This window comes from Paenibacillus lycopersici (genome assembly GCF_010119935.1).
GTDB classification, from domain to species: domain Bacteria; phylum Bacillota; class Bacilli; order Paenibacillales; family Paenibacillaceae; genus Paenibacillus_Z; species Paenibacillus_Z lycopersici.
Window position 1 is genome coordinate 4,878,870 of record NZ_CP048209.1, and the last position, 26,331, is coordinate 4,905,200.

The window sequence follows — 26,331 nt, forward strand, 5'->3', positions numbered from 1 at the left end:
AACCAACGCAAAAAGCCTTCACCGACACGAAAAAACTTCCGCCTGGTCGGCGGAAGCTGCTTCATGGCTTCTATTCCATTCAACAGAAGGCCGCTGCCGGCTATTCATCCGGCAGCTTATAGAAGGTGGCTGCGTTCTCCCCGTAAATCCCCGCGCGCTGCCGTTCGGTCAATCCTTCCGGCAGCGCTGCGCCCAGCACGGCAAGGACCTCCTCGTAGCTTCCCGCAAGCAGGCATACCGGCCAGTCGCTGCCGAACATGACGCGTTCCGTGCCGAAGCACGCGACGACATGGCGGACGTACGCGGTGAACTGCTCCGGCTGCCAAGCTTCGTGATCCGCTTCCGTCAGCATGCCGGACAGCTTGCAATAGAGGCCGGGATTCTCGCCGGCAAGCGTCTTGATCTGGCCCGCCCACGGCTCGAAGACATCTTCTCCGATCCGCGGCTTGCCGATATGGTCGATGACCGCATGCAGGCCCGGCACCCGGCGGAGCAGCTCGATCGTTTCCGGCAATTGCCGCGACGTCATCAGCAGATCGACGGGCAGCCCGATCTCGGCCAAATGCCGGAGCGCTTCCAGGCTGTTCGGTTCCAGCACTTCGGAAGCGTCCGCCATCTCTTGAATCATGACGCGAATGCCGGCGAACTTCGGATTCCGGCGGAAACGCGCCAGCGCCGAGCGCCAGCCGGAATCATTGAAATCGAGCCAGCCGACTACGCCCGCGATGGAAGCCGACCGGTCCGCCAATTCCAGCATATAGTCGGTTTCCGCATGGGTCTTGGCGGCCTGCACGACGATCGTTCGCGCGACGCCTGCGCGGGCGAGCTCCGGCTCCAAATCGGAAGGCGCGTAATCGCGGAACAGAACGCCCGATTCCGGCGACAGCCAGCCGTAATCGCCGCGGTCCAGCTTCCAGTAGTGTTGATGCGAATCGATGATGCGGCTCATCTATTGACACCTCTTCCTCCCGCCAAGAAACGGCTGCAATTAAGCCTGATCGGCTGTAAAACGGTTCGTCAGCTTGCCGAGCTTCTCGATTTCGATCGTCACTTCGTCCCCCGGCTTCAGGTAGACCTGCTGAGCTTCCGGCAGTCCGAGCACGACGCCCTCCGGCGTGCCCGTCAGAATGATGTCGCCCGGCACGAGCGTCATATGCTGGGAAATGTAGCTGACGATCTCGTCGCACTGGAAGATCATGTCCGACGTGTTGGAGTTCTGGCGCACTTCGCCGTTCACGACCGCCTTGATGCTCAGGTCGTTCGGATTGCCGACTTCGTCCGCGGTCACCAGGTACGGTCCGAGCGGGCTGAAGTCGTCGCATGTCTTGCCGAGCAGCCATTGCTGCGTGCGCAGCTGCAGGTCGCGCGCGGACAAGTCGTTGACCGCGCAGTAGCCGAAGACATGGCTGAGCGCGTCTTCCCGGGACACGTATTTCGCGTTCTTGCCGATCACGATGACGAGCTCGGCTTCATAGTCCAGCTTCTCCGTCACTTTCGGAACGGCGATGTCCTTCAAGTGGCCCGTCAGCGTGTTGTTGAATTTATTGAACAGAATCGGGTACTTCGGAATCGGCGCGTTCGTTTCTTCGGCGTGCTTCCGGTAGTTGAGGCCGACGCAGATGATTTTGTTCGGCGCCGTCACGCACGGTCCCCATTCGATCTCGTCTTCGCTGCGGACGTAAGCCGCGTTGCCCGTCGGGAGCGAAGCGATGAAGCCGCGAAGCGCGTCCAGCGCTTGCTCTCCGCCCTCGATAACCGCCATCACGTTCGACGGCACCTCCGCCGCCGCGCGGGACGCTTCCGCTTCAAGAGCCAGCTCCACGTCGATAACGCCGTTCTCGGTCACAACGCCAAGCGCATTGCGACCCTGCTTCGAAATGCTGATCAATTTCATTCGGTTATTACCCTCCTAATGGTCGTCCATGATATAAGTTCGTTCGCCCATGTACCGCGGCGATGAAGAGGATCGCAAAATATCAGTAACGTTGAAGCATAACGTTGTTATGCATAACGATGAAACCAGGGCTTGAATCCGGCCGGACCGGATCAGGCGTTCTTCCCGAACACGACGCCGCCGTCCACGTAAAGCGGCGCGCCCATGACGAAGCTCGATTCGTCGGAGGCCAGGAACAGCGCGGCTTTCGCCACGTCCTCAGGCAAGCCGAGCTCGCCGCTCAGCTGACGCTTCTGCAAGCCGGCGATCGCTTCCTCCCTGTTGCTGTACGACGTCTTCAAGTAGTTCTCGACGAACGGCGTCATGATCGTGCCCGGCAGCAGCGCGTTGACGCGGATGTTGTACTGCGCGTAATCGACCTGCATCGATTTCGTCAACGCCAGGACGGCGCCTTTCGTCGCGGCGTAAGAAGCGCGGCGGGCAAGGCCGATTTCGGCGATGCAGGACGACATATTGATAATGGAGCCTTTGCGCCGGTCGATCATATGCGGGATCACGTACTTGCTCGGCAGGAAGACGCCGCGGATGTTGACGTTCATGACGCGGTCCCATGCCTCGGGCTCGATCTCGTGCAGCACGCCGACGCCGCTGATGCCGGCGTTGTTGAACAGCACGTCGATGGCGCCGTATTTGGCGATGATCTCATCGACCATCGCGGACACGTCCGCGGGATTCGTGACGTCCGCGCGGATGAATATCGCTTCGCCGCCGGCCGCTTCGATTTCCTTCACCGTGTCGCTGCCGTGCTGCTCGGACAGGTCGTTGATGACCAGCTTCGCGCCTTCGCTCGCGAACAACAGCGCGGTCGCTTTGCCGATGCCCGATCCCGAACCCGTAATAAGAATGACTTTGTCTTGCAAACGCATAGTATCAGCTCCTCTTCATAATTAACGTTGCATGGAGAGCCTGCGGGCTAACGCCTGCATCTCCGCCTTCGCTTCTTCGCCCTTCGCTTCCCATTGATGCAGCAGCATCGAGCAGCTAACCGCCCCGATTGCTTGACCCTCTCCGCCCCGAATGGCGGCGGCGACGCAGCGGAAGCCCATGACCGACTCCTGCTCGTCCACCGCGTAACCCTGCTCCCGAATCGCCTGCAGCTGCCGGAACAACGCCTCGCGGGTCGGAATCGTATGCGGCGTCAGCGCTTTCAGCTCGTCGTCCGGATACAGCCGCAGCAGCTCGTCTTCGCCCAATCGAGCGAGCATCGCCTTGCCAAGCGCGGTCGCATGCGCCGGAAGCAGCATGCCCGGCTCGGATTGCAGCCGTACCGGAGACAGCGCTTCCAGCTTGCCCAGGTACAGCACCTGATTGCCCTCCAGCTTCGCCAGCTGAACCGTTTCCTGCAGCCGATCGCGGGCCGTGACCGCTTCCGCCTGGAACGACCGGCTCAGATCGTAGCCCTTGGCATACGATGAACCGTAAGCGGCGAACGCGTGGCCGAGCGAATACGTATCGCCCTCCCCGCGCTTCACCCACTGCAGCGTCTCCATCGTACCGAGCAGCGAGAACATCGAGCTCTTGTTGATTTCCAGCCGCTTGGACAAGTCGATCAGCTTATGCCTGCCCGGCTCGGCGGCCAGGACGGCAAGCACGTTGTCGGCTTTCTCCAGCGCCGGGACCCAGTACTTCCGTTCTTCCGGCACCCTATCGCCTCATTCATGTTGGTTTCGTATAATAAACCAACTTTTGTATAATAAACTTTCTACGTATTACTATAGCTCGCGTTACCGGCATTTTCAAGCTCAAAATCGGCTGCAAGCCAAAAAGGCCGCCGGCTCGCCGACGGCCCTCCCGACCTACCCATTCAACGCATTGACGAACGCGACCTCCCGCGATCCTTCGGCGATCTCCCCGATCTCGTAGGCATGGCATCCCGCTTCCGCTAACCGCGCCGCCAGCCGCTCCGCGCCCTCCGGATCGACGACCATTGCCAGCCCGACGCCCATGTTGAACGTCTGCAGCATGTCGGCCTCGGGGACCCGGCCGTAACGACGGATCAGCGGAAAGATCGGTGGAATGGCGATTCGGCTTAGATCGATGCGCGCGCATGTCCCCGCCGGCATAATCCGCTTCAGATTTCCTTCGATACCGCCGCCCGTAATATGCGCCATGCCGTGAACGGCGGAATCGCCTTGCACCGGCCGAAGCGGTCCGTAGTAACAAGCGTGAGGGAGCAGAATCGCGTCCAGGAAACCGAGCTCCCCGACCTTCTCCTCCATGATCTCCGGCCGTTCCTCCATCAGCTTGCGGACCAGGGAATAGCCGTTGGTGTGCAAGCCGTTCGAGGGAAGCGCAAGCACGCGGTCGCCCGGACGAATCCGGCTGCCGTCGACGATCGAATCGCGGTCCACGACGCCTACGACGCTTGCGTTCAGCATATAGCGCCCTGCGGGAAGCAGACCCGGCTGTTCGGAAGTCTCGCCTCCGACCAGGCTGCAGCCGTTCTCCCGGCACGCTTGCGCGAGATAATCGACGATCCGCACGACCGTCCCGCTCTCGATCCGCCCGCAAAGAATGGTATCCAGCACCGCTTCCGGCTTCGCGCCCATAACGACGATATCGTTGATCAGATGATGGATCAGATCTTGGCAGACGCTCTGAATCCGGTCATGCGCGAAAGCAAGCAGCTGCTTGGATCCCGGCTCCTCCGCCTTCAGGACGAGCACGGGATTGGCGATGCCGTCGAAGCTGGCCAGGAACAGCGAGGCGAACGCGCCGCTCCGGTTCAGTATCCGGTTATCCTCGCTTGCCGTCAGCGCCCCCATCCGCGCTTTGGTCCGTTCCGCATTGCGCACATCGACCCCCGCATCCTTGTACGTGTGCCCGTGTTCGTCCATTCCGCTCATTCCGTTCATTCCGCTCATTCCGCTCATTCCTCCGCTCATATCATGCATCGCCCTTCCTTGTCATCCGGCCGGCTTCATCCCGCCATAGCCTTCATTATTAAGGAGCGGCTGTCATTTTCAAATGGACAGAAAAAGATTAAAATACATGACAGATCCGATTCACAGTTCGCGTTGATACTAATCGTTCGCAAAGGAGCCGCTCCGCATGCTTATGCCGCCGCAGTTGAAACCTTCCGCATCCCAGCCGGACTATCTGCGGATTTACCAATACTACCGGGAGCAGATTCTGCACGGGACGCTTCCGGAGCACGCCAAGCTGCCTTCCATACGCGTGCTGGCCCGCCATCTCGGGCTCAGCCGCAATCCGGTCGAGGCCGCCTACGCCAGTCTCGTGGCCGAAGGATATCTCGCGAATAAGCCGAAGAGCGGCTATTACGCCGCTTTCGTGCCGCAGCTGGCGCAATCGCAGCGGCCACCCCGCGGGCCGGCGGATGAACGAGCCTATGACGCTCCCGGAGGATCGGCGGACTCACAGCCGCAAGAATCGCTCCGGCCGCACGCCTCCCTTCCGCAGCACGGCAACGAAGGCATGCCGCCCGTCGACTTCGCTTACGACCGCATCCAGCCTGGCTTCTTCCCGCTTAACGTCTGGAAGAAGCTGAGCCAGCGGACGCTGCGCGAAGCCGGTCCCGAGCTGTTCGACTACGGCGACCGGCAGGGAGAGCCGGGGCTGCGACGGCTTATCCGGAACTATGTCAGCCAGAACCGCGGCGTCGTCTGCGAGCCGGATCAAATTATCGTCACGGCCGGCACGCAGCAGTCGGCGCTGCTGATCGGCTTGCTGCTTCGCTCCGGGCAGCGCCCGCTCGGCGTGGAGGAAGCGATGCATCCCGGGATGTATCGCATGTTCGAGCGGCTGCTTCCGGGCCCCGTACCGATTCCGCTCGAGCAGGACGGGATCAGCGTCGCGGCGCTGGCGCAAGCCGAACCGCTGTGCGGCGTGTACGTCACGCCTTCGCATCAATTTCCCTACGGCGGCATTATGCCGGCCGCGAAGCGGGTCCGCCTGCTCGAATGGGCCGCGTCCGCGCAAGCATGGATCATCGAGGACGATTACGACAGCGAATTCATTTACGACGGGCGCCCGCTTCCGGCGCTTCAAGGGATGGACCGCGGCGGCAGAGTCATCTATGCGGGAACCTTCTCGAAGGCGCTGGCGCCCGCGCTGCGCTTGAGCTACGTCATTCTGCCTCCGGAGCTGCACGCGCGGTACAAGGAGGCGTTCCCGTTCTACGACGGAACCGTTTCCCGGCTAACTCAGCTCGTGATGGAGCGCTTCATGGACGAAGGCCATCTCGACCGGCATATCCGCAAAATGAGAACGATCTACAATACGAACCGGAAAGCGCTGCTTGCGGCAATCGCCTCGCAATTCGGCGCGCATGCGGACGTATTCGGCGCTTCATCGGGCTTGCACGTACGGCTGGCGGTCAGAACGGAACATGACGCGCGCACGTTGGCCGAGCTTGCGCGCCGGGCGGGCATCGGGCTCCGGCAGATCACGGATTACCATGTCGGCATCGATAAGGACGAAACCGATGCTGCCGGCTGCCGCGAAGCCGATATCGGCCATAACGGAGACCGGGGCCAATTCGTGCTTGGCTACGGGGGATTGACCGCCAATCAGCTCGAGGACGGCGTTCGAAGACTGGCGGAAGCGTGGGGAATACAAGGAAAGGATGTGACCGCATGACACAAGAATCGGACGGCTGGCCGTACGTCCATAACGTCGGCGAGGTTATCGTCAGCAAAGGATCCACGCTCGGCGTCAGAGCGATCGACGATTACGAGCTGGTTTACTTTCCCGAAGGAACGGGAAGCGTCTACGAAATCGGCGGCGCGCCGCATCGGCTCGATTCGCCCTGTTTCGTGTTCACCCGCCCGCAGGAAAGCCACCGCTACGTATTCGATGTCGAACGCAACACCCGCCATCTGTTCGTCCACTTCGATTATGAGCCGTTCCGCCGGCGCGACGAGCGTTTCGCCGCTCTCCTCCAGCAGAACTTCCATCTCCTGCCCGCAAGGCACGGCAGTCTGGTCGCGGGCATCATGCAGCAGATCATCGTCGTCGCGGGCTATCAGTCCCCGCATTGGAAGCGCAGGCTGTCCGCGCTCGTCGCGGCCGCGCTGGAGGAATTGGCCGCTTACGCCGGCAATACGCCCGAGTTCGCTTCCGAGAGCTATCCCGTCCAGATCTCGCGCGGCATCGCGTATATCGAAGAGCATGTGACGGAACCGATTACGATCGAACAGGTTGCCCGCCATGCAGGCTGGTCGCATGAACATTTCACGCGGGTATTCGTCGCCGCCGTCGGCGTTTCTCCCAAGCGTCTGCTGCTTGAGCGCAGGCTGCGCCATGCGGAAGAGCTGATGCTCCACGGGAACCTGTCGGTCAAGCAGGTCGCGTACCGGAGCGGCTTCGGCGACGAGCATCATTTCTCAAAAATTTACAAGCGCATCCGGGGCATAACCGCCACTGAATATATGGACCGGTGCAAGGAAACGATCTTCAGCCATGCCGCCATTGAAGTCGACCCCGGACGCAGCTTCGTCAACCGCCATATTCTCGTCAATGCCGCCCATGCGGATATCAAATAAAGACATCGTTTATCGTTTTTCACCCATTGAAACAACGCGCCGGTCTCAGGCAAAATAAGAGCATAAACGATACTTCATTTGGAGGCATGATTACGATGGCTACCCACTATACGCCTAAATCCCGGCCAAGAGACGACCGCTACCTGGTCAGTGTCGAGGACTATGTGCACTACCAGCGCAACGGGTTCCTGATCGTTAAAGGACTATTGTCAAAAGAAGACATTGCTGAGCTGTACGAGCTCGCGGAAGACACGCGGAAGAAAACCGAAAAGCCCGAACAGAGCTACAAACCGACCGATACCGATCCGCTGAAGGAAGAATTCAAAGCGGCGACGCGCGTTCATATGCTCTCCCGGGTCAATGCGGCGGCGGAACGCGGCATGCTGCACCCGCGCATCCTCGACGTGACGGAAGCGCTCATCGGTCCGGACGTCTACGCCGTGCAATCGATGATGTTCTTGAACCCCCCGGGCCGCGGCGGCCAAGGCTGGCATCAGGACTCCTGCTACATCAAGACGCATCCCGACACGCTGATCGGCGCGTGGATCGCCCTGGAGCAGGCCGACGAAGAGAACGGCTGCCTCTGGGTCGTACCGGGCTCGAATCACGAGCCGGTCTATCCGCCGAAGGAAATCGGCGGCGGCAACGTGCACGCGCTCGACGCCTTCTCCAACCTGGACGGCGTGCAGAACGTCAGCCACCTGGACGATGAAGTGAACACGCTGTCGCGCATGGTCGCAAAATACCCGGCGCCGATTCCGGTTCCGCTCCAGCCGGGCGACGTGCTGTTCTTCCATTCGCATCTGTTCCATCGCTCGTTCCCGAACAAGACGACCGACCGCTACCGCCGTTCGTACGTCTGCCATTATTGCAACGCCCGCTCCTGGGTGCCTTGGGACCATGACGGCTACGAGGGCGATTCCGGCAACTACCGGCAAATTCTCGCCCGCGGCCGCACGCACCTGCCGTATGCCGAGCCGGCGTTCGGCACGGAAGTGTACCTGTACGAGGGCGCCGAAACCGACGGCAGCGTCAGCATGATGGGCATGGACAACGGCATGATGATGCCGGTCATTCAGAAGAAGTAACTTGCGGCACCCAAAAAGCCGGACGGAAAACATGATGTTTTCCGTCCGGCTTTTTTTGAGTAGTTCTGACTATGAGATTGCTGACTATAAGGTTACCGTTCTCGTTGCGACTTCCTCTTGGAATGCCTGGTCATGCTCCACGAAAACCATTGTCGGTTGGAAGCTTGTAATCAGCGCTTCGATTTGCATGCGCGAATACACATCAATAAAGTTTAACGGCTCATCCCAAATATACAAATGCGCTTTTTCGCATAAGCTTTTGGCGATAAGCAGCTTTTTCTTTTGTCCGCCGGAGTAGTGGGAGATATCCTTCTCGAACTGGATACGGTCAAAATCCATCTTGCGTAAAATGGATTTAAACAGCGGCTCATCAAGCTGATTGCCTTCAATGAAGTCAGACAGCCTTCCCTTTAAATGCGAGGTATCCTGCTGTACATAGGAAATCACAAGGCCGGAACTAACGTTCAACGTGCCCGTATGCTCGAGCGGCTCCCCTAGAATGAGTTTGAGAATACTGCTTTTCCCGCTGCCGTTCTTGCCATCAAGCAGTACCCGGTCTCCCGCTTCAACCTTGAAGCTGACGGGCTTGTTCACGAATTCGCCCTCATACCTAACGGACACGTCCGTGAGCTGAATGAGTTGCTTGGATTTGCAGGGTAAAGGCGCTAATTGGAGAGACTCCGTTTTTTCCACGTTTTTCAGCAGCGTTGATTTTTCCTCGATCGCTTTATTCTGCCTTGTTTCCAAATTCTTCGCGCGTTTCATCATCTTGGCGGCTTTATGTCCTACGAATCCCTTATCCAGTTTAGAACCGGAGTTCGTCGTGCCGTTCTTGGAGGCTTCCACTTGATTCGACCAGTTGGCGGAGCGCTTCGAAGATTGCTGCAGCCTTCCGATGTCCTTTTGCAAACGCTCGTTCGTTTTCTCTTCATGTTCCTGCTGCCGATCGAAATTCAGCTTCCATGAGGAATAATTACCGCTCTGAACTTCGATGTCGGCTCTGTTGATGGACAAGATATGGTCAACGCAGCCATCCAAAAAGTTGCGATCGTGGGAAATCAAAATAAAGCCCTTTTTTCTTCTTAAATAGTTGGCGACGATCTTTCGCGCATGGATGTCCAAATGGTTGGTCGGCTCGTCAATTAATAGAAACTTCCCCTCGTTCAAGAAAAGCGCGGCCAGCAAAACCTTCGTTTGTTCCCCGTTGGATAAGGTTTCGAATGGCCGGTACATCACTTCGGCATCGATGTCCAAATATGAGATTTCGCGAAGCAGCTCCCAATCTTCCGCTTGCGGACATATCTCTTCGAGGATTTCATGCGTGAATCGGCTTTTATCCGGGACCGGGTAGGGAAAATAATTGAACGCCGCCGAAGAGACAATCGTACCGTTGTATTCGTATTTCCCTAATAACAGATTGAAGAAGGTGGTCTTGCCCCGGCCGTTGCGGCCAATAAAGCCAAGCTTCCAATCCGTATCGATTTGAAAGCTGACATCTTCAAAAATATTGTCAAAGCTGCTCGGATACGAAAAAGTCAGGTTTTGTACGTGAATCATGGACATGGGTGGTTCCTCCTTTTTATAAACGCCTTGCTTCTTTATAAAAAGTCGGCATAGATCCATCTACTCGCATTGGCTCCGTATAAGCGGAATGGATCTTCACCGACCTATACGGAGCCAATCATGCGTAACGACCGCGTCTGTGCTCATGTTACCCCTCCTTGCTATCCGTTATGCCGTTCATTACAATAAAGAGCCGCAAGAAAGTTGCCTTTCTTGCGGCTCATATCAGCGAATACGGCACCCAACCCAAATGGGACGAGCCACAATAGTAGCCATCATTCTAGCATACCGCTATCCGAACAGGCAAGTCACCATCGAAGCAGCGCGCCATGGCTGCCTTACGCGCAATAACCATCCGTCCCCGGCCGCAGCCTTCTCGTAGTCGACCTTCTCTTCAAGCGGTTGACCCTCCGATAGCACCTTCGTCAGCGCGCCCGGATTCCCAACGAAATGAAATACAAGGGCTGCAGCTTCCATGTCTTCCGCATCCGGAATCCATGCTAGCTCAACCTGTTGTGCGGCGCTGTCGCAGAAGATCTCATACGCCAGCTTGCCGTAGTCATAGCGAACGAGCCTGGCGCTGCCGCCGATCACGCGTACATGTCCGGGATAGAGCCAGGAACGCGTCTTCGCCGCGATCCGGTCATGCGTGAACGGGGTCTCGATGCCGAACAGCGCCACCCACTCCCGGTACCGTCTTCCGTTCGCGTCTACTTTATAGCCGTCGTCCCAAGCGATATCGTTCCAGGCCTCGACGCCCGCCACGCTGCTGTGCGACACTTGTCCGGGCCATGTCGTGCCGGATTTGAACGCTTCCTCGTAAGGTTCTTTATTGACCGGCCAATGCGACATCTGATAGATGTAGCTATGCCACGAAATATCCGTCGTCGCCCGGTAAGGCGGGCACGCATCCGTAAATTTCGGATCGTTGGCGAACACGATGAACGCGTCCGGGGCGCCGCCGGTGAAATGCGCGACCTGGATCATTTCCTCCCAGCCTTCGATCTCCGCGCGGTCGCCGCCCTGCTGGAAGATTTCCTTGCCGCCCGTCTTCACGTTCTCGTCGTACCAGGCTCGATCGTATTGCTTCACGGCCCCGGAGAGATTCAGCATCGTGAGCGGAATCTCATGAATATGATCGGCCGGCAGCGAGGTCGTCCCCGCTATGACGATCGATTCCTCCAGCTCGTGCCAATTGCGGAATTCCATGTCCAATTTCGGCGCGTAGCGGATATGCCGCGTTCCCGTGCCGTCGGGATAGATCGTATAGCGCTCCTCGACTTCCGGCTGCTGCGTGCCGACGTCCATATCCGGCCAAACTTTGTAATCGGGATTGGTGAGCAGGTACCGCCACCGAATCACCTTTCGAACCGCGTTATCCTCCAGCACCTCGACGGCATTGAACGCATTCAGCCGATCGGACATCGGTTCGAAGCAGCCCTTCTCCGTCTCGGGTGCCCACGATTCGACGAATTCATACGTATACAGGAATTGATTGTTCATATGCCAAGCCGGAACATGGTTCATTTGATCCCAGAACACGAATTTGACATCCCGATCCGCATAGCTGCACCGCTCGTCGAACGTGACGACCAGCGCCTGGCCCATGGCGCCGCTCCAATGGTATTCGCGCTTCGTTACCGCGAAGCCCGTGTTCCGGTCATCCCGATCCCCGGAAGGCGTCTGCCGCCGTTCGAGCGAGACGATCTCGATCTCATCCTGCGCGTTCTCGCACCCGGCAGCGATGGCTGCGGCGAAGAACGCGGTTCCCGGCGGCAGCCAATCCTTCGACGGGCATAATTCCATCCAATCGTCATGCCAGACACCGTTAATTTCCAACCGGACCGCGTAATAGAAATGAAACATCCCCGCCGCGTCGTCCCTGAAGATGCGCAGCCGGTTCGCCGTCTCCTTGAACGGCACGGAGTACGAACCGTTCAGCACCGTCGCATAACGGCGCCGCTTCTCTTCCTCGCTTAAAGTGCCCGTTGCATCCCGGACGTTACGAACGCCGTGCTGGCAATCCTCCACGCGGACGACGATATTCCCGCCAGGCTCGTCTTCGCCGATGCAAACGGCCGTGAAGTTCGAGACGTCCGGCTGGCCGTCGATTTCGCGAATGAGCGCAAGGCCGACATGGCGATCGGCGCGAAACGCAAGCTCTGCTACGAAATGTCCATGAATGGGATCCCCTTCGGTAACCGCGAACAACGTTTCAGGCTCCTTGCATGCCACTTTGAACATGCCTTCCGCCTCGCTCCAGCGGCCTCCTTTCGCGCCTTGCAAGTATGCTTCATGCCGCAGCTTATCCATCTTGTATGTGCTCCTTTGTTTGCAGCATTAGGTTTGCAAAGAGCCTCCTTCGCGGAGGCTCCATGTGCAATCCCGTTTACTGAATGCCCTTCTCGTCGAAGTAAGCGGTTGCTTCCTGCTTGATGTAATCCGCCAGCTTGTCTACGCCCGCGGCCTTCAATTTATCCTGGTAGGTCTTGAGCGACTGGTCCACGTCCTTGACGAGCCCCAGCATAAGCGGCTTGCCGTATTGATCGACAACGGAGTTCACGGCGGCCAGCTCCGACTTTACCGGATCGAAGTCCATCGCCAGGCCCGCGAAAATGTTCGGCTTGCTCATCTTGGCAAATGCCGCCTTCTGCGCGTCGAAGCCTTCCCAGCCCGGCGTCTTGGTCGTCAGGACGTTCGGCGCGTACGTCCAGCCCCAGCTGGCGATGTTATAGCCCGTAAACGTCTTCGGATCTGCGCCCGCCGGCGGAACGACGATATGCTTGCCGTCCGCATCCATGTCGTAGTCCTTGCCTTGAAGACCGTACGTGAGCATGTTGTAATAAGCCGGATCATTGCGCAGTTTGTCAAGCACCATGAGCGCGCGTTCCGCATGCTGAGCGCTCTTCGGCACCGCCATCGCATTGTTCGTCGTCGGATCGGCCATGACGTAGTTGTGCATGTTGGAGAAGTTCCAATATGCCAGCTTCATGTCGGGCGCTTTGGTTTTCATGTCCGTGATGAAGCCGCTGGCTTTGTCGACATTGCCCCATTGAATGGCGCCGGTGCCGGCTTGAATCATTTTCTCCGGCTGCTGCTTCGCCGTCAGCGCGTTCTTCGACCAGTAGCCGGCATCCGCCCACTGCTTCATCTTCTTCACGTAATCCGCGTATTCTTGCGTGAACGGATAAATGACGATGTCGCGCGGATGATCGTACGATTGGGAAGCGACGGGACTGCTGTAACCGCCGAGCAATTGGAAATCCGTGGAGAACGTGAACAGGTCGAGCAGGCCGTCATACGGATTGCCGTTGTACGGAATGACGTTCGCCTTGTTCTTCTTGACGCCGTCCAGATAAGCGCCCAGCGTATCGATATCCTTGATCTCGGGCAGGTTCAGCTCCTGGCGCCAATCCTCGCGGTAATACACGCCGTCTGCAGACCAGTTCGGCAGCGTGTTCGGCACGGCGTAGGTTTTGCCGCCGACCTTCGCCGCTTCCCAATCCTCCTGCGGAATCGTTTTGTACGTCTCCGGCATGTAGGTCGGAATGAGATCGGTAATGTCCTGATAGGCGCCTTGTTTGGCTAATTTGTAGAAATCCAGCCAGTTGGCCGCGTACACCAGGTCGACCTTCTCGCCTGTCGTCAACAGCAAATTATACTTCGTCTGCCAGTCGTTCCACGACGTGAAGTTCAATTTAATCGTCGTGTTCATATCCTTCTCGAGCATCTTGTTGAACTCGGCCATGACGGCATCCTGGTCCGGAGCCGGATCGCCGACGGTGTACCAGACGAGATCCACGTGATTCTTCAAATTCGCATCGCCGGTTTTCTCTTCCGCGGCGTTAGCTGTGCCGCCATTATTCGACGCGGCAGTATCCGACGCGGCAGCTCCGTTGTTCGCCGACGTGTCGTCCGAGCTTGCGCCGTTCCCGCTTCCGCAGCCGGCTAACGCTGCGCCGGATAACATCAGCGCGGCCAGTGCGGTGATCAACGATTTTCTTTTCTTTCTCATGCAAGTGAACCCTCCTTATGGTATGACTAGCTCTATGTTAGCCGGCGATGCCGGTTCTAACCTTTGACGGCGCCAATGGTCAAGCCTTTGACGAAATACCGCTGCACGAACGGATACAGGAAAATGATCGGCCCCGTCGCAACGACGGATACGGCCATCTTGAGCGTCTCGCTCGGCGGATGCATGTTCGCGCCCGTCGTCTGGGCGACGACGCCGTGACTCAGAAACTCGGCCGCCGCGAGAATTTTATACAGCAGGTACTGCAGCGGGAATTTCGATTCCGTCGTAATGAACAAGTTGGCGGTAAACCAATCGTTCCAGTATCCGAGCGCGATGAACAGGCCGATCGTCGCCAAGCCCGGCGTCGACAGCGGCAGGATAAGGCGCATGAAGATGGTGAAATCGCCCGCTCCGTCGATTTTGGCGGATTCGGTAATGGATTCCGGAATGGATTTCATGAAATTCTTCATCAGGATAATGTTCCACGCCCCGATCAGGGAGGGGATGATCAGGACGAAGAAATTGTCCTTCAGGTGCAAGTAACTGACGATCAGGATGTACCAGGGAATCAAGCCGCCGCTGAACAGCGTCGTGAAGTAGATCAGGAACGAGAATAGATTGCGGTACGCATAGTCCTTGCGGGAGAGGACATACCCGGCCATGGCCGTCAGGAATAGACCGAAGAACGCGCCGATCACCGTGACGCCGACCGTGATTTTGTAAGCCTGAACGATGCTTCCGGAATTATGGAAGACGGCATGGTAGGCTTCCAGAGAGAAATGCCGCGGGAACAGCCGGAACCCTTGCGACAGAATCTCGTCTTCCGCGGTGAACGAACCGAATACGAGCAGCCAGAAGGGCAGCAGGCAGATCAGCGACAGAACCGTTAGAATCGTATAACCGATGGCATAGAACGAAATGGTGCTTGCTTCCGTTTTCAAGTGGAATCCCCCCTTCTAGAACAGTGCGTAATCTTCGCGCGTCCGTTTGACGATGAAGTTGACCGTCATGACAAGCACGAAACCGAAGAACGATTGGAATAAGCCGGCGGCCGTCCCCATGCCGATATCGAAATTGACCGCCAAGGAACGATACACGTACGTATCGATGATATCCGTCGCGTCGTAGAGCAGTCCGTTGCTTCCGATGAGCTGGTAGAACAGATCGAATTGGCCTTTCAAGATGCCGCCGAAGCTGAACAGGATCAGCAGGATGAAGGTCGGCATAAGCAGCGGCAGCGTAATATGCTGGATTTGGCGATAAATGTTCGCGCCGTCCATCTTGGCCGCTTCGTAATATTCATCGCTGATGCCCATGATCGCGGCCAAATAGACGACCATGCCATAGCCGAGTCCCTTCCATACGGAGAAGCCGACGATGATATATTTCCAAGGCGCCGCGTTCATATAGAACTCGTATGGCTGCATGCCCAGCTGTTTCAGTATGCCGTTGATAACGCCGTAATCGGAATTGAGCAGCGTATAGGCGAACGCGCCGACAAGCACCCAGGAGATAAAGTACGGCAGGAACATCATCGACTGCGCCGACTTGCGGAACAGCTTGCCGGGCACCTGCGAGATGAGCACCGCGCACAGCATCTGCAGGAAGTTTCCGATCAGAATAAAGGCCAGGTTATACAGCACGGTATTGCGTACGAGCGTCGTCAGCGTGCCCGACTTGAACAGGAACTTGAAGTTGTCCATGCCCACGAACGGACTTTTGAACATGCCGAGATTGAAATCGAATTTCGTGAACGCGTAGTAGATCCCCACCATGGGAATGTAGCTGAACACCGCGAAGAAGATCAGCGCGGGCACGATCATCAGCGTCAGCGTTTTATTTCTCATCCTTCATATCCCCCTCCGAATGCTTCCGCCCTCCCCGAAGGACGGCGTCTTGCTGCAAAACCCACTCTACCGTCCGGCGGGAGGTTCCTCAACTTCGAATAAGAAGGCCTTGTCACTTTTTCCGCACAACGCCGAAAAAGCCAGCAACGACGCGGCATCCCATGGCTTGGGGGCGATGACAGCATGCAAGAAAACGAAGTCGGTTCGGAAAAAGATAGCCCTGCCCCGGTCTCTCCGCTCCCGTGAATTCGTCCGGGAAGACGGAAAAAAGCGCCGCTGCATGCGGCGCCCGGATTGTTGAGAAACATATATACCCCTTCGAGCAGGATCGCGACAACATGACCCTGGAGCACGAACAGAACGTGTTACCGCTTCGCGGGCATGGCACGGACGGCCGGAACCGCTTCGTTGGCGTGTGGCATGGTCTGCCGGAGCCGCTTCGTCGGCATGGCACGGACGGCCGGAGCCGCTTCGAATCAGCCGGCTTCATGACGGCTGCTTCACGGTGCGTCCGTCGATGCAAGGAAGCGGACAGGAAATCCGTTATTCGCTTCCTGATCACCTAGATTCGCGTGCTCGCGGACAGGAGATCCGTTAAACCAGCCGATTGCCATGTTTTCGATGTCATTCAGGCAAATTAACGGATCCTGTGTCCGTTCGCTGTCCCAAAAGCCCGATTGCGCCAAAATAGCGGAACCTCTGTCCGCGAGTCTTGGGGGAGGCCTCCCGGTATGAGGTTGACAGCCGTCATGCGCCGTCGCACCTCGCGCGGGGAGCCGCGCGAGGTGCCGAAAGATCCATGCATGCGCATGCGGCATATGCGGCGTCGAACCTTTCGCGATAAACAATAGCATTACGAGCCGGTGTCCATGGAGGATTTGGTCCCTGCTGCTCATCTGCTTCGGAAGACCGACAACTATATTGACCATCCGTATATTGATGCGATGGTTCGGTATCTCTGTTCCGAGGATAACGGACGAGACCAATCGTTATTTTATTCCTTTGGCGGCATAGTAAGCCTTCGCTTCGGCGCGGACGTAATCCGCAAGCTTCTCTGCTCCGGCCAGCTTCAGCTGCTCCCTGTATTCGCCGAGCGCTGCATCGACATCCTTCACGAGACCGAGCATGAGCGGCTTGCCGTACTGGTTCATGACGGTTTGAACCGCCGCCAGCTGCGATCTTACCGGCGCATAATCCAACGGAATCGCTTCATAGACATTCGGCTTGGACTCCGCTTGGAATTCGGCGTTCAACCGATCCAGCTCCGGCCACGCGCCCTGCACGCCCCTCATATTCGGCGCGTACCACCATCCCCAGCTTGAAATGCCGTAAATCTGCGGCTTGCCGGAATCGCCAGCAGGGGTCGGCAAGATGATGTACTTGCCGTCCGGCGCCAGCGCATAATGCACGCCTTCCATGCCGTAAGTCATCAAATCGAAATACGCCGGGTCATTACGCAATTTGTCGAGCACGAGCAGCGTCCGTTCGGCATGAACCGAGCTCTTGGGCACGGCCATGCCGTTATTGCTGGCCAGATTCGGCACGGCATACCCGTGGAAACGCGTAAACGGAAAATAACCGATTTCCTGCCGGACGTCCCTTGCGCGGAGTTCATTGTCGTATCCCCCGGCTTGGGACGGATTCTTCCACATCAGTCCTCCCGTCCCCTCGAGCATCCGCTGCCCGGGATCTTCCTTGGACACAAGCGCGTCCGCCGACCAGAACCCGCTCTCGGCCCATTTCTTCATGCGCTTCACGAAAGCCGCGAATTCATCCGTGAACGGATAGACGACGATATCCTGCGGCTGTCCGTAGGCGGAAGCGCCGATCATGCTGTCCTGGCCGCCGATGGGTTCAACTCCGCTCCAGTACTTGAACAGCGCCTTGATTCCGTCGTAAGCGGGGCCGTTAATCGGGATAACGCCGGGCTTGTTCTGCTTGATGCCGCGCATATACGCTTCCAATGTATCCAGATTCGTAATGGGCGGCAGCCGGAGCTCCTTGCGCCAGTCCTCGCGATAGATAAATCCTGTCGGCGAGTATTCGGTAAAGGTAGCCGGCACCGAATAGATCCGGCCGTTCAGCGATACGTCGTCCCAATCCTTCTTCGGAACGGTATTCCACGTCTGGGGAGCATAGGCCGGAATCAGGTCCGTGATGTCCATGAATGCGCCTTGCTTCATCAAGGTGTAGAAATTAGCCCAGGACGACGTGAAAATCAGATCGACGGGCTCGCCCGAGGTCAATATCAAATTGTAGCGGGTTTGCCAATCGTTCCATGACGTGAAGTACAATTTAACGGTCGTATTCAGATCTCTCTCAAGCATCTTGTTCCATGCTGCGAGCACCTTCTCCGTATCCGGATGAGGGTCGCCCAGGAGATACCAGACGAGATCCACGTGCTTGGACGCATCGGCGTCGGCATTCGCGCGGACTTGCGTCCCGACCTGACGGGCGCTCTCCCCTCCAAGGGCTGAACAACCGGCGGTCGCCATGAACGCGAACAACGCAAGTACCGCGTGCCTCATCACGCGGCCGAAGGCGTTTCGATCGTTTCCCGGTTGATTCATTTCACGCCCCACTCTCCTCATCGTCCGCAAGCGCGGCCTGTTGTCTGCCGCTTCTTCTGTAATTCGCCGGGGTCACGCCGTTGTATTGCTTGAACGCTTTATAGAAATGAGGGCTGTTCGAGAAGCCGGACGCTTCGGCGATTTCGCCGATCGAATCATCGGTGCCCAGCAGCTTGTCCTGGACATGCCGCATTCGAACCTCGATGATGTGATTCAGGATCGTTTTGTTCATCTGTTTCTTGAACAGGCGGCTGATGTAGGTCGTCGACATCTCGAGCTCGTCCGCCAAGCTTTCGAGCGACAGGTTCTGGTTCATGAATTGCCGCTCGATGATATCGACGATGCGTTGAACCGTCTCGTCATGCCGCGGCGATCTTCGTTCGTCCATGACGGCGTCCAGGCGATCCAGCACGGTTCCGTACATCGATGCGACCTCATCCAGCGTCTCGGCTTGATTAACGGCGCCCAGAAGCGAATGCGCATCGATATGCAGCGAGGAAGCGCTGTTCCGTTCGATCGTCGTCATGGCGCCATGAATCGCATGCGTCAGCTTGAACAGCGCAAAGGTCAGCGACATATACGAGCAGCCTGCCGCCTCCGCGAGCAATTCGCCGATGAGCGCCTTGGCGTCGGCAATCCGGCCTAATTTCAAGTCATCCAGCAGCTGTTTCTCTTTCTGGGCGGAGTATTCATAATCCTTGCCGGCGCGCCGATCCGCTTCATCCGCCCAGATGACCGCTTCGTGCCCGGCCGTCAGCCGGTAATAAGACGCTTCGAACGCCTCGCCGTAGCGCTCTTGCACATCCATAAGCGCACTTCCCGCGTTACTGATGGAAGCCGTCACGCTAACCTTGAAATAACTGCGGGCCGCGGCCTGGATTTCCTTGACCGTATCCCCCAGCGCTGCTCGGTCCTTCGGCTCGTCGAGAACGGATACGATAACGGCAATCCGATCTTCGCCCAGATCGAGGGCGACGCTCCGGTAGCGCTTATTCAACAGCTCCTCCGCCACGTTGATGATGCCGAATTTCAGGAGATTGCGGTCCGTGCCGTGATATTGCAGCGTGAATGCCTGATAGTCGTCAATGCGAAGAAGCAGAATCCGGCACGGCGCCTCCGCATCCAGCGGAAGCTCGAGATGCTCCAGCTTTCTTCGAATCGCCAAGGGATCCTTCTGAACGGTTCCGAGCAGAAGGTTCTGAAGAAATTCTCTGCGCATCGTTTGGAAGCTGTCTCTCCGATCGGCCTCCAGCGTCTTGAGCTGCGCGAATTTCTCGTCCACGCCCGCGAAAAATTTGCGCGAAGCGGCATACGACGCCAGCAGTCCGAGCACGAGACATAGAATGGCCGTCATCAGCGTCCGCCAGCGCATGGCGCTGATCTGGCTCGTAATGCTCTCGTAAGGCAGAATCCGAATATACCGCCACCCGAGATTATCCGGAGCCGTATACGTGATCAATGATTTGACGCCTTCCACGCTTTGGACGAAATAACCGTAGCTTTGGCTGCTCTCGACGATCGGACCGATGTAGCTTTTGGCGGAAATATCGGACAGCATGGGGTACTTCCAGCTATTCGACACCAAGATGCCTTTACGATCGATGATGAACGTGTTGTTGTCCGCGTTGGATACCAGTTCATCGATATATTTGTGCATTTGAACTTCCGAAATATTAATGACGATCACGTTCCGGTCTCCGCCTTGCGTCAGCGTGTCATACAACAAAAACGAGTAGCAGTCCCGTTCCTTTTCCTTGGAGATCGTACTGTAGTCGGCAATCGGAATCTTGCGGGGGATCGGAAGCATGTTCGGATATTCCGTATAATCGTTCACGATGTCCACGATGCCGCGATCGTAGAAGTCGCCTGCGTTCTGTACGGCGCTTTCCTTGAGGTCCGTGCTGATATAGAACGTCCGTTTGGCGCTGTTATACACATAGATGGAATCGATGAACGGCGACGTGGCTTGATAGGCATTCAGTTGGTTAATGGCCGCCCTCATGTCGATCGCGTCGAGCTGATCGAAATTCAGCAGCTTGTTGATATGCTCGTCATAATAGATCTGTTTGGCCAAGGCGCCGGCCGTGACCGTCATAATGCTGGCTTCCCGGCTTGTCTGGGAGAGGTTGTTATTCGTATAGGCATACGTTTGCTTGAGGACGATCTGTTCGAAGTGGACATAGAGGTAAATCGAAATCGCCGTAATCGTAACCGAAACGGCAATCGTAAGCAGCGCGAATACTTTCGCGTAGAATTTGAGGCCTTTCCTTGGTTTCATGACTGATCCCCCGTCGCAGAAAAGTGAACGTTTCCATTTTAACAGATCTACGGGCAAAATAACCGTTTACCGGCCAAAATGGGCGCTCAGCCGGAGGTTCATGGTGACGGCTGTTCCGGCGAGGGCGTGAATCGGCGTTGAAATTTAAGGGTTATTTAATGGTTTCGTACGCCTGGATCGTTTAGAATTCAGGTTGTTGATTGTATCGTGCATGATGAAAGAAGAGGCTCGCTATTGAGATGAAACCACGTAAACCGGACTTCTGGACCGTCATTAATTTCCTTGCGCTCGTTGCGTTTGGATTCGCTGCCGTCTACAAAGCTACATCGGGCACCAATCTGGACGGTTTGCATAAATCGGACATGTCGCTGTTTGCCGTATTTTGTATTCCGATGATGGTCACGGCTTTCATTGACTATCGGATTTGGATCGGCAAGCTGGCGTATGTTCTATACGCCATGAGCATCGGACTGCTTTTGCTGGTCAAATTCATTGGCGAAGACATCAACGGCGCCGTGAGATGGCTGAACGTCGGCTCCTTGCAATTGCAGCCGTCGGAGCTCGCCAAATTATTTACGATCATGCTGGCCGCATCCTGGCTGCAAAGACGGAAAGGCCAAAGCCTGCGCTTGGTCAAAGACTTGCTGCCGTTGTTTATCATTTTCATTATCCCTACGTATTTGATTATGTCTCAGCCCGATCTGGGCACGGCCCTTGTATTCGTCGGCATCTTCTTCACGCTCATGTGGATTGCCAACACGCGGCTGCCTCACGTTCTCGGACTGCTTGGGTCGATTGCGTGCATCGTCGCAACGATCGTACAACTGTACTATCATAATCACGAGCTGCTTGCGAAAATCATCAAACCGCACCAAATGGCGCGCATTCAAACGTTTCTGGACCCTAACAGCGATCCGAACAAATCGTATCATGTGGCGCATGCGCAAATTGCGATCGGCATCGGCGGGTTGAAGGGCGACGGAGGGCAGTACGTGCAGCAGGGGTTCGTGCCCTATGCGTATTCGGATTCGATTTTTACCGTTGTCAGCGAGAACTTCGGGTTTATCGGGAATGCTTTGTTAATTGCCCTATTTTTCATGCTCATTTACCGGATTACGCTGATTATGCTGGAAAGCAGGGACGTCGGCGGGACGTACCTGGTGGCGGGCATTGCAGGCATGATCCTGTTCCAAATATTCGTCAACATCGGCATGCACATCGGTTTCTTGCCGCTAACGGGCATTTCATTGCCTTTCATCAGTTACGGAGGAAGCTCGCTGCTGACCAATATGATTGCAATCGGACTCGTGCTCAGCGTGAAGATGCATAACGAGGATGAAGCGGGAGCTACATCCACTTTTTCCGTTTGAAGAACAGGATCATGCCCGCAATGATGAAGATCATCAGAATCCAGGCATACCCGTATCCGAAACGCCAGGAAAGCTCGGGAATATTGAAATTCATTCCATAGACTCCGACAACGAAGGTTAACGGCAGGAACAGCGTGCTGATGATCGTGAGCGTCTTCATGATCTCGTTCATGCGATCGGCTTTCATGCTGATCTGCATCTCCAGCAGCCCGGTCAGCGAATCGCGGAACAGATCGATGGAATCCACCACGCGGGAGATATGATCGAAGATATCCGCGTAATAGACGTCCGCGTCCGGCCTGGAGTACGGAAAATTCTGATGGCTGATCGTTCCGAGGAGCGTTCGCTCTTCCACGAAGATCTTCCGGAGATTGTGCGTCACGCGTTTCATTCTAAAAATATCGCCGGATATGGGGGCATAAGGATTCTCGTGAACCGCCTCTTCCCAAGCATCGACTTTATCTTCCATATGATCGATAAACTGAACGTACTCTTCCACGCATCTGTGCATGATATGGTATAAAATTTGAGCGGGATACGTCATGCGTCCTTCGATGTCGGCGAAGTCTTCGTATAGCGCGTCGAGTACGGGGATGTCATCCTTGTAAATCGTGACGACATAGTTTTCGCCCACGACCAGCGCGATTTCCAGAGGCTCATACGCGTCATTGATGGTATAGAAAGCAATAAAAAGGTTGTTTTTGTACTTATCCATTTTGGGACGCTGATTTAAATGCATGCAATCCTCGACCAGCAGATGATGGCTTTCGAGCAAGTCGGCGAGAACATGACGGGTCTCTTCCGGGCGTGGATTTCGAAGCCGAATCCACGCCATCTCGTAATCCTCCGGCTTTCTTACCTTTTCAGTGGTCGTTTGACCCGTTAACGTATTGTAAATGAGCATTATTTATCTGCCCTCGCTTTCGTTTCCGACATGGACGTGATGCTATTCTGCGCGAATGGAGCGGCTGCCTTGGGGTCCTTGCCCGTTCGTCTGCGTCCTCTTAACCTGAGTTTCCTGTTCGTCTCATATAAAACATAACAAACGAAAAAACCGATGACCCCAAGCATAATCCCCAGCATGCTTAATCCAAGCAGCGTCTTTAAGTAAATAAATATGAGTCTCGGCATTAAACGCGGCCTGGAGATCGGCAGGATGCGGCCAATATGATGGCCGAACGGGACCAAGATGATGGGCAGGAACGTCACTTTGCAAATCACGTTGCCTACCAATGCCGACGGGAACGTCGTCCGGAATAATCGGGTAAGCGGGATGAGCAGCGCGTAACCAAGATACGCCGTATACGGTATGATGATCTCGAGCCCGAAGCCGACCGCGAACCCTCTCGATACCTTACTCGCGCCATCCTTTGATCGTAATAGCTTCAAGTAGCTCAGCTTTAATTTCCGCCGCATGAATTGAAGCTTCGTCTTTGATTTGCGGATCTTGATCGCCTCTCCCCGGATAGATGCTTACGGCACTGTACTGTTTGCAAGTCATGCCTTGTTTAATTTAAGGCCAAAGTCTTATATTTGTATTAAGCATCTATTAAATAATGAATAAATCGCATATTCGGCCGCTTCGAAGAAGCCGGCGCGGCGAACGCTTATCCGGTCGGAACAGCCCCGTGGAACAACCTGCGACGCACGCGGGTTTTTTAGGTTGAGCTTAACGCGATATCGGGCGAAAATATCGGAATTTGTCGCATATATACTGTTTAGTCAGTAATCGCGCAGCCATAATATTGCTATACTAGGAAGCGCACAAAAGGGTTCGGAGGGGTTGCAACGCATGATCGGTACACGCAAAACAAAACCAATACGCAGCGGATATGCGAAACTGCTCGCCATTCTGCTCAGCATCGCCATCATACCCGGATTGTTGATCAGCGCGCTGGCCTACTTCGTTTCGATCGACAACGCGAAGAAGCAAGCCGTCACGTACAGCACGCAATACCTGGATTTGATCGTGGAGAGCAATGCCGCGATTCTGCAGCAGTCCAAGAGCATCATCTTCGAGCTCATGCTCAATTACACCTCGTACAGCGACATTCTTCGGCAGCCGCGGGAGAACGCCGATACGCTGCAGCTGCTGCAATCGCTGGAGAAGAAGAAATTGGCGAGCGCGCAGTACGTGAAGAGCTTCTATTTCATCGATAACCGCTCGGGCAAAATTTACGCTTCGGATCGTTCGGCGATCTATGCGATGGCGGACTTTCCGGATTCCAACCTGGTCAAGCTCGTCGAGCAGCCGAACGAGAAGCTTGTATTCAATGACTTGTTCGAGCGCCAGACCTCATCGGGAGAGCATGTGGCCTCTTACGTTGCCGGATACCCGCTGACGGGCGACAAGCTCGGCTATTTGGTCATTGACCTCGACATGGACCGCTTCGCGGCTCCTTCCGAGGACGGCTCGCAAAGCGGCGGCCACCTGCTCGTGCTCAACCGCCACGGCCAACTGGTCAATACCGGCCAGAGCGAATGGCTGGCCAAAGTCCAGGACGATCCGAAGGACTTCGTCGTCATCCGCAAGGCGTCGAACGAGGCCGGGCTGAGCTACCAATACGTCATTCCGAAGCATCTGTTGTCGGCGAACAACCGGATACTGCTCGACAGCATTGTTGCGATATGCTTCGTGTTCATCCTTCTCGAGGCGGCGGCGGCCTGGTTCAGCTCGAACAAGCTGTATACGCCGTTACGAAATTTGCTTCAATATATTCAACAGCTGGTCGGAGATCAGAGCAAGCGTCCCGAAGGCGAAGACGAGTATTATTACGTGCGCGAAATCATTACGAATATGAACGTGCAGAACAAGGATTACCTCGATACGTTCCAGGCGAACAGCAATCTGTTCAAACAGCGCCAGCTCCGGCGTCTGCTGAACGGAGAGGCCTCCGCTGCCCAGACGATGCTCGTCCCGGACAGCCTGCGGCTTCAATTTCCTTATTCTCATTACCTCGTGCTGATGCTGGAAATCGACGAGCCTGCCGAGTTTCGGGAGCGCTACACGGTGCTCGAGCAAGAGCTGATGCTCTACGCCATCACCAATATCGCGGAAGAGGTGCTCTCGGCCTACGGCATCGCGGCCGCAGCTCCGACCGATAATGACCGTTTGGCGATCGTGTTCAACCACGCTCCGGGCGAACGCCCGGAGCCTCCGGTCTACGAAGCGTACGCGCTGCAAATCCAGACGCAGGTGAATCATTATTTGAAAATATCGCTGAGCATCGGGATCGGTCAGACCTGCGCGCGGCAAGCCGACATCCCCCAGTCGCACGAGCAGGCGCATCGCGCGCTGGTGTTCCGTATCTACTACGGCAAAGGCAGCATACTCAGTTACGGGAAGCTGCCGGAGCAGCCGCATTCCGAACGCCATATCGTCTCCTGGAACGAACTGCGGACGCAGTTGAAGGCGCAGCTGCAAGCCGCGGAATGGGAACCGATCGAAGCGATGCTGAACGGCTGGGTAAGCAAGCTCACCTACCCTGGCATGACGCAGGCCGACCTGCAGCTCTGCTTCTTGCAGTACGCGGCTTGCCTGTCGGATCTGTGCGGCGAATTCTCCGTCGATTACGAGGAATTGACGGCGGACGGCCCGCGGCTGAACGACGTCGTGCGCCAGACCATCGCGGTCTCGGACTTGAACCGCGAGATGCTCGCGCTCGCGCGGAAGCTTCACGAGCGGATCAGATCGACGAAGGATCATATTCACCAAGAGCTCATCCAGCATCTCCTTCAATACATCCGCGAGCATCTGGATCAGGATTTGACGCTGGAATCGCTTGCGGAGAAGGTATACATGCACCCGGCCTACCTGAGCCGCATCTGCAAATCGCTCACGGGCAAGGGGCTGGGCGAGCAAATCGTGCTGGCGCGGATCGAGCGCGCCAAGGAGCTGCTGCTCGGCACCGGCCAGAGCGTTAACGATATTTCCGTGCAGCTCGGCTACACGAATCCGCGCGCCTTCTATCGCCTGTTCAAGGAATACACGTCGATGACGCCGGGCGAATTCCGCAAGAACGCCGGACTGCGCAACGTGAAATGAACGCGGGCTCGCTCCCCGTTGCCGCATAAGGTACGATTTTGACGCTGATCTGCCAAACTGACACTGTCCCCCTCCAAGCGAAGCCGTTAGAGTGGGG

19 protein-coding genes are annotated in these 26,331 nt (G+C 56.5%); 5 read left to right on the forward strand and 14 right to left on the reverse strand.

Translation table 11 applies throughout. The features are described from left to right. Nucleotides 1-100: 100 nt before the first annotated feature. The 5 genes from GXP70_RS21595 to purM form a co-directional block, all read right to left on the reverse strand. Entirely contained in the window at nucleotides 101-949 is an 849-nt protein-coding gene (locus GXP70_RS21595) for an amidohydrolase family protein (protein WP_162358742.1), read from the reverse strand. Between the two features lie 39 nt (nucleotides 950-988). After that, nucleotides 989-1,894, reverse strand: coding sequence for a fumarylacetoacetate hydrolase family protein (locus tag GXP70_RS21600; RefSeq protein ID WP_162358743.1), 906 nt, complete (start codon nucleotides 1,892-1,894; stop codon nucleotides 989-991). A gap of 152 nt (nucleotides 1,895-2,046) precedes the next feature. After that, the gene (locus GXP70_RS21605; protein ID WP_162358744.1) at nucleotides 2,047-2,820 is read right to left on the reverse strand and encodes an SDR family NAD(P)-dependent oxidoreductase; all 774 of its coding nucleotides are present in this window, start codon (nucleotides 2,818-2,820) and stop codon (nucleotides 2,047-2,049) included. A gap of 21 nt (nucleotides 2,821-2,841) precedes the next feature. After that, entirely contained in the window at nucleotides 2,842-3,597 is a 756-nt protein-coding gene (locus GXP70_RS21610) for an IclR family transcriptional regulator (protein ID WP_162358745.1), read from the reverse strand. 153 nt (nucleotides 3,598-3,750) lie between these two features. Beyond that, nucleotides 3,751-4,818, reverse strand: a complete 1,068-nt coding sequence (gene purM, locus GXP70_RS21615) for a phosphoribosylformylglycinamidine cyclo-ligase (protein WP_225442514.1) — start codon at nucleotides 4,816-4,818, stop codon at nucleotides 3,751-3,753. A gap of 187 nt (nucleotides 4,819-5,005) precedes the next feature. On the opposite strand from purM, the gene pdxR reads away from it, so the two are divergent. The 3 genes from pdxR to GXP70_RS21630 all read left to right on the forward strand — a co-directional run bounded on the left by pdxR (nucleotide 5,006) and on the right by GXP70_RS21630 (nucleotide 8,546). Continuing rightward, entirely contained in the window at nucleotides 5,006-6,553 is a 1,548-nt protein-coding gene (gene pdxR, locus GXP70_RS21620) for a MocR-like pyridoxine biosynthesis transcription factor PdxR (protein WP_162358746.1), read from the forward strand. Beyond that, nucleotides 6,550-7,458: an AraC family transcriptional regulator gene (locus tag GXP70_RS21625; RefSeq protein WP_162358747.1), complete on the forward strand. Its 909-nt coding sequence runs from the start codon at nucleotides 6,550-6,552 to the stop codon at nucleotides 7,456-7,458. Before pdxR ends, GXP70_RS21625 begins: the two co-directional genes overlap by 4 nt. Before the next feature lie 95 nt (nucleotides 7,459-7,553). Further along, complete coding sequence (locus GXP70_RS21630) at nucleotides 7,554-8,546, forward strand: phytanoyl-CoA dioxygenase family protein (RefSeq protein WP_162358748.1); 993 nt, start codon at nucleotides 7,554-7,556, stop codon at nucleotides 8,544-8,546. Nucleotides 8,547-8,630: 84 nt separating this feature from the next. On the opposite strand, the gene GXP70_RS21635 is transcribed toward GXP70_RS21630, so the two are convergent. The 7 genes from GXP70_RS21635 to GXP70_RS21665 all read right to left on the reverse strand — a co-directional run bounded on the left by GXP70_RS21635 (nucleotide 8,631) and on the right by GXP70_RS21665 (nucleotide 20,819). Next, nucleotides 8,631-10,109, reverse strand: coding sequence for an Lsa family ABC-F type ribosomal protection protein (locus tag GXP70_RS21635; RefSeq protein WP_162358749.1), 1,479 nt, complete (start codon nucleotides 10,107-10,109; stop codon nucleotides 8,631-8,633). Nucleotides 10,110-10,400: 291 nt separating this feature from the next. Then, nucleotides 10,401-12,422, reverse strand: a complete 2,022-nt coding sequence (locus GXP70_RS21640; protein WP_162358750.1) for a hypothetical protein — start codon at nucleotides 12,420-12,422, stop codon at nucleotides 10,401-10,403. A gap of 76 nt (nucleotides 12,423-12,498) precedes the next feature. Beyond that, complete coding sequence (locus GXP70_RS21645; protein WP_162358751.1) at nucleotides 12,499-14,124, reverse strand: DUF3502 domain-containing protein; 1,626 nt, start codon at nucleotides 14,122-14,124, stop codon at nucleotides 12,499-12,501. Between the two features lie 56 nt (nucleotides 14,125-14,180). Further along, nucleotides 14,181-15,065 (reverse strand): carbohydrate ABC transporter permease, encoded by an 885-nt coding sequence (locus GXP70_RS21650; protein ID WP_162358752.1) that lies wholly within the window; start codon nucleotides 15,063-15,065, stop codon nucleotides 14,181-14,183. 15 nt (nucleotides 15,066-15,080) lie between these two features. Then, a complete protein-coding gene (locus GXP70_RS21655; RefSeq protein ID WP_162358753.1) occupies nucleotides 15,081-15,971 on the reverse strand; it encodes an ABC transporter permease in 891 nt (296 codons plus the stop codon). Nucleotides 15,972-16,960: 989 nt separating this feature from the next. Beyond that, nucleotides 16,961-18,541 (reverse strand): extracellular solute-binding protein, encoded by a 1,581-nt coding sequence (locus GXP70_RS21660; protein ID WP_162358754.1) that lies wholly within the window; start codon nucleotides 18,539-18,541, stop codon nucleotides 16,961-16,963. Nucleotide 18,542: 1 nt separating this feature from the next. After that, nucleotides 18,543-20,819 carry a helix-turn-helix domain-containing protein gene (locus GXP70_RS21665; RefSeq protein WP_162358755.1) on the reverse strand — a complete coding sequence of 759 codons (2,277 nt, stop codon included), beginning with the start codon at nucleotides 20,817-20,819 and terminating at the stop codon, nucleotides 18,543-18,545. A 239-nt stretch (nucleotides 20,820-21,058) separates the two neighbouring features. Between GXP70_RS21665 and GXP70_RS21670 the strand changes: the two genes are divergently transcribed. Further along, entirely contained in the window at nucleotides 21,059-22,189 is a 1,131-nt protein-coding gene (locus GXP70_RS21670; RefSeq protein ID WP_162358756.1) for an FtsW/RodA/SpoVE family cell cycle protein, read from the forward strand. On the opposite strand, the gene corA is transcribed toward GXP70_RS21670, so the two are convergent. Then, nucleotides 22,167-23,024 (reverse strand): magnesium/cobalt transporter CorA, encoded by an 858-nt coding sequence (gene corA, locus GXP70_RS21675; RefSeq protein ID WP_263864036.1) that lies wholly within the window; start codon nucleotides 23,022-23,024, stop codon nucleotides 22,167-22,169. The two genes, GXP70_RS21670 and corA, sit on opposite strands and share 23 nt — an antisense overlap. A gap of 68 nt (nucleotides 23,025-23,092) precedes the next feature. Beyond that, nucleotides 23,093-23,605, reverse strand: coding sequence for a DUF2062 domain-containing protein (locus GXP70_RS21680; RefSeq protein WP_162358758.1), 513 nt, complete (start codon nucleotides 23,603-23,605; stop codon nucleotides 23,093-23,095). A gap of 376 nt (nucleotides 23,606-23,981) precedes the next feature. Between GXP70_RS21680 and GXP70_RS21685 the strand changes: the two genes are divergently transcribed. After that, nucleotides 23,982-26,234 carry a helix-turn-helix domain-containing protein gene (locus tag GXP70_RS21685; protein WP_162358759.1) on the forward strand — a complete coding sequence of 751 codons (2,253 nt, stop codon included), beginning with the start codon at nucleotides 23,982-23,984 and terminating at the stop codon, nucleotides 26,232-26,234. Nucleotides 26,235-26,331 lie beyond the last annotated feature (97 nt).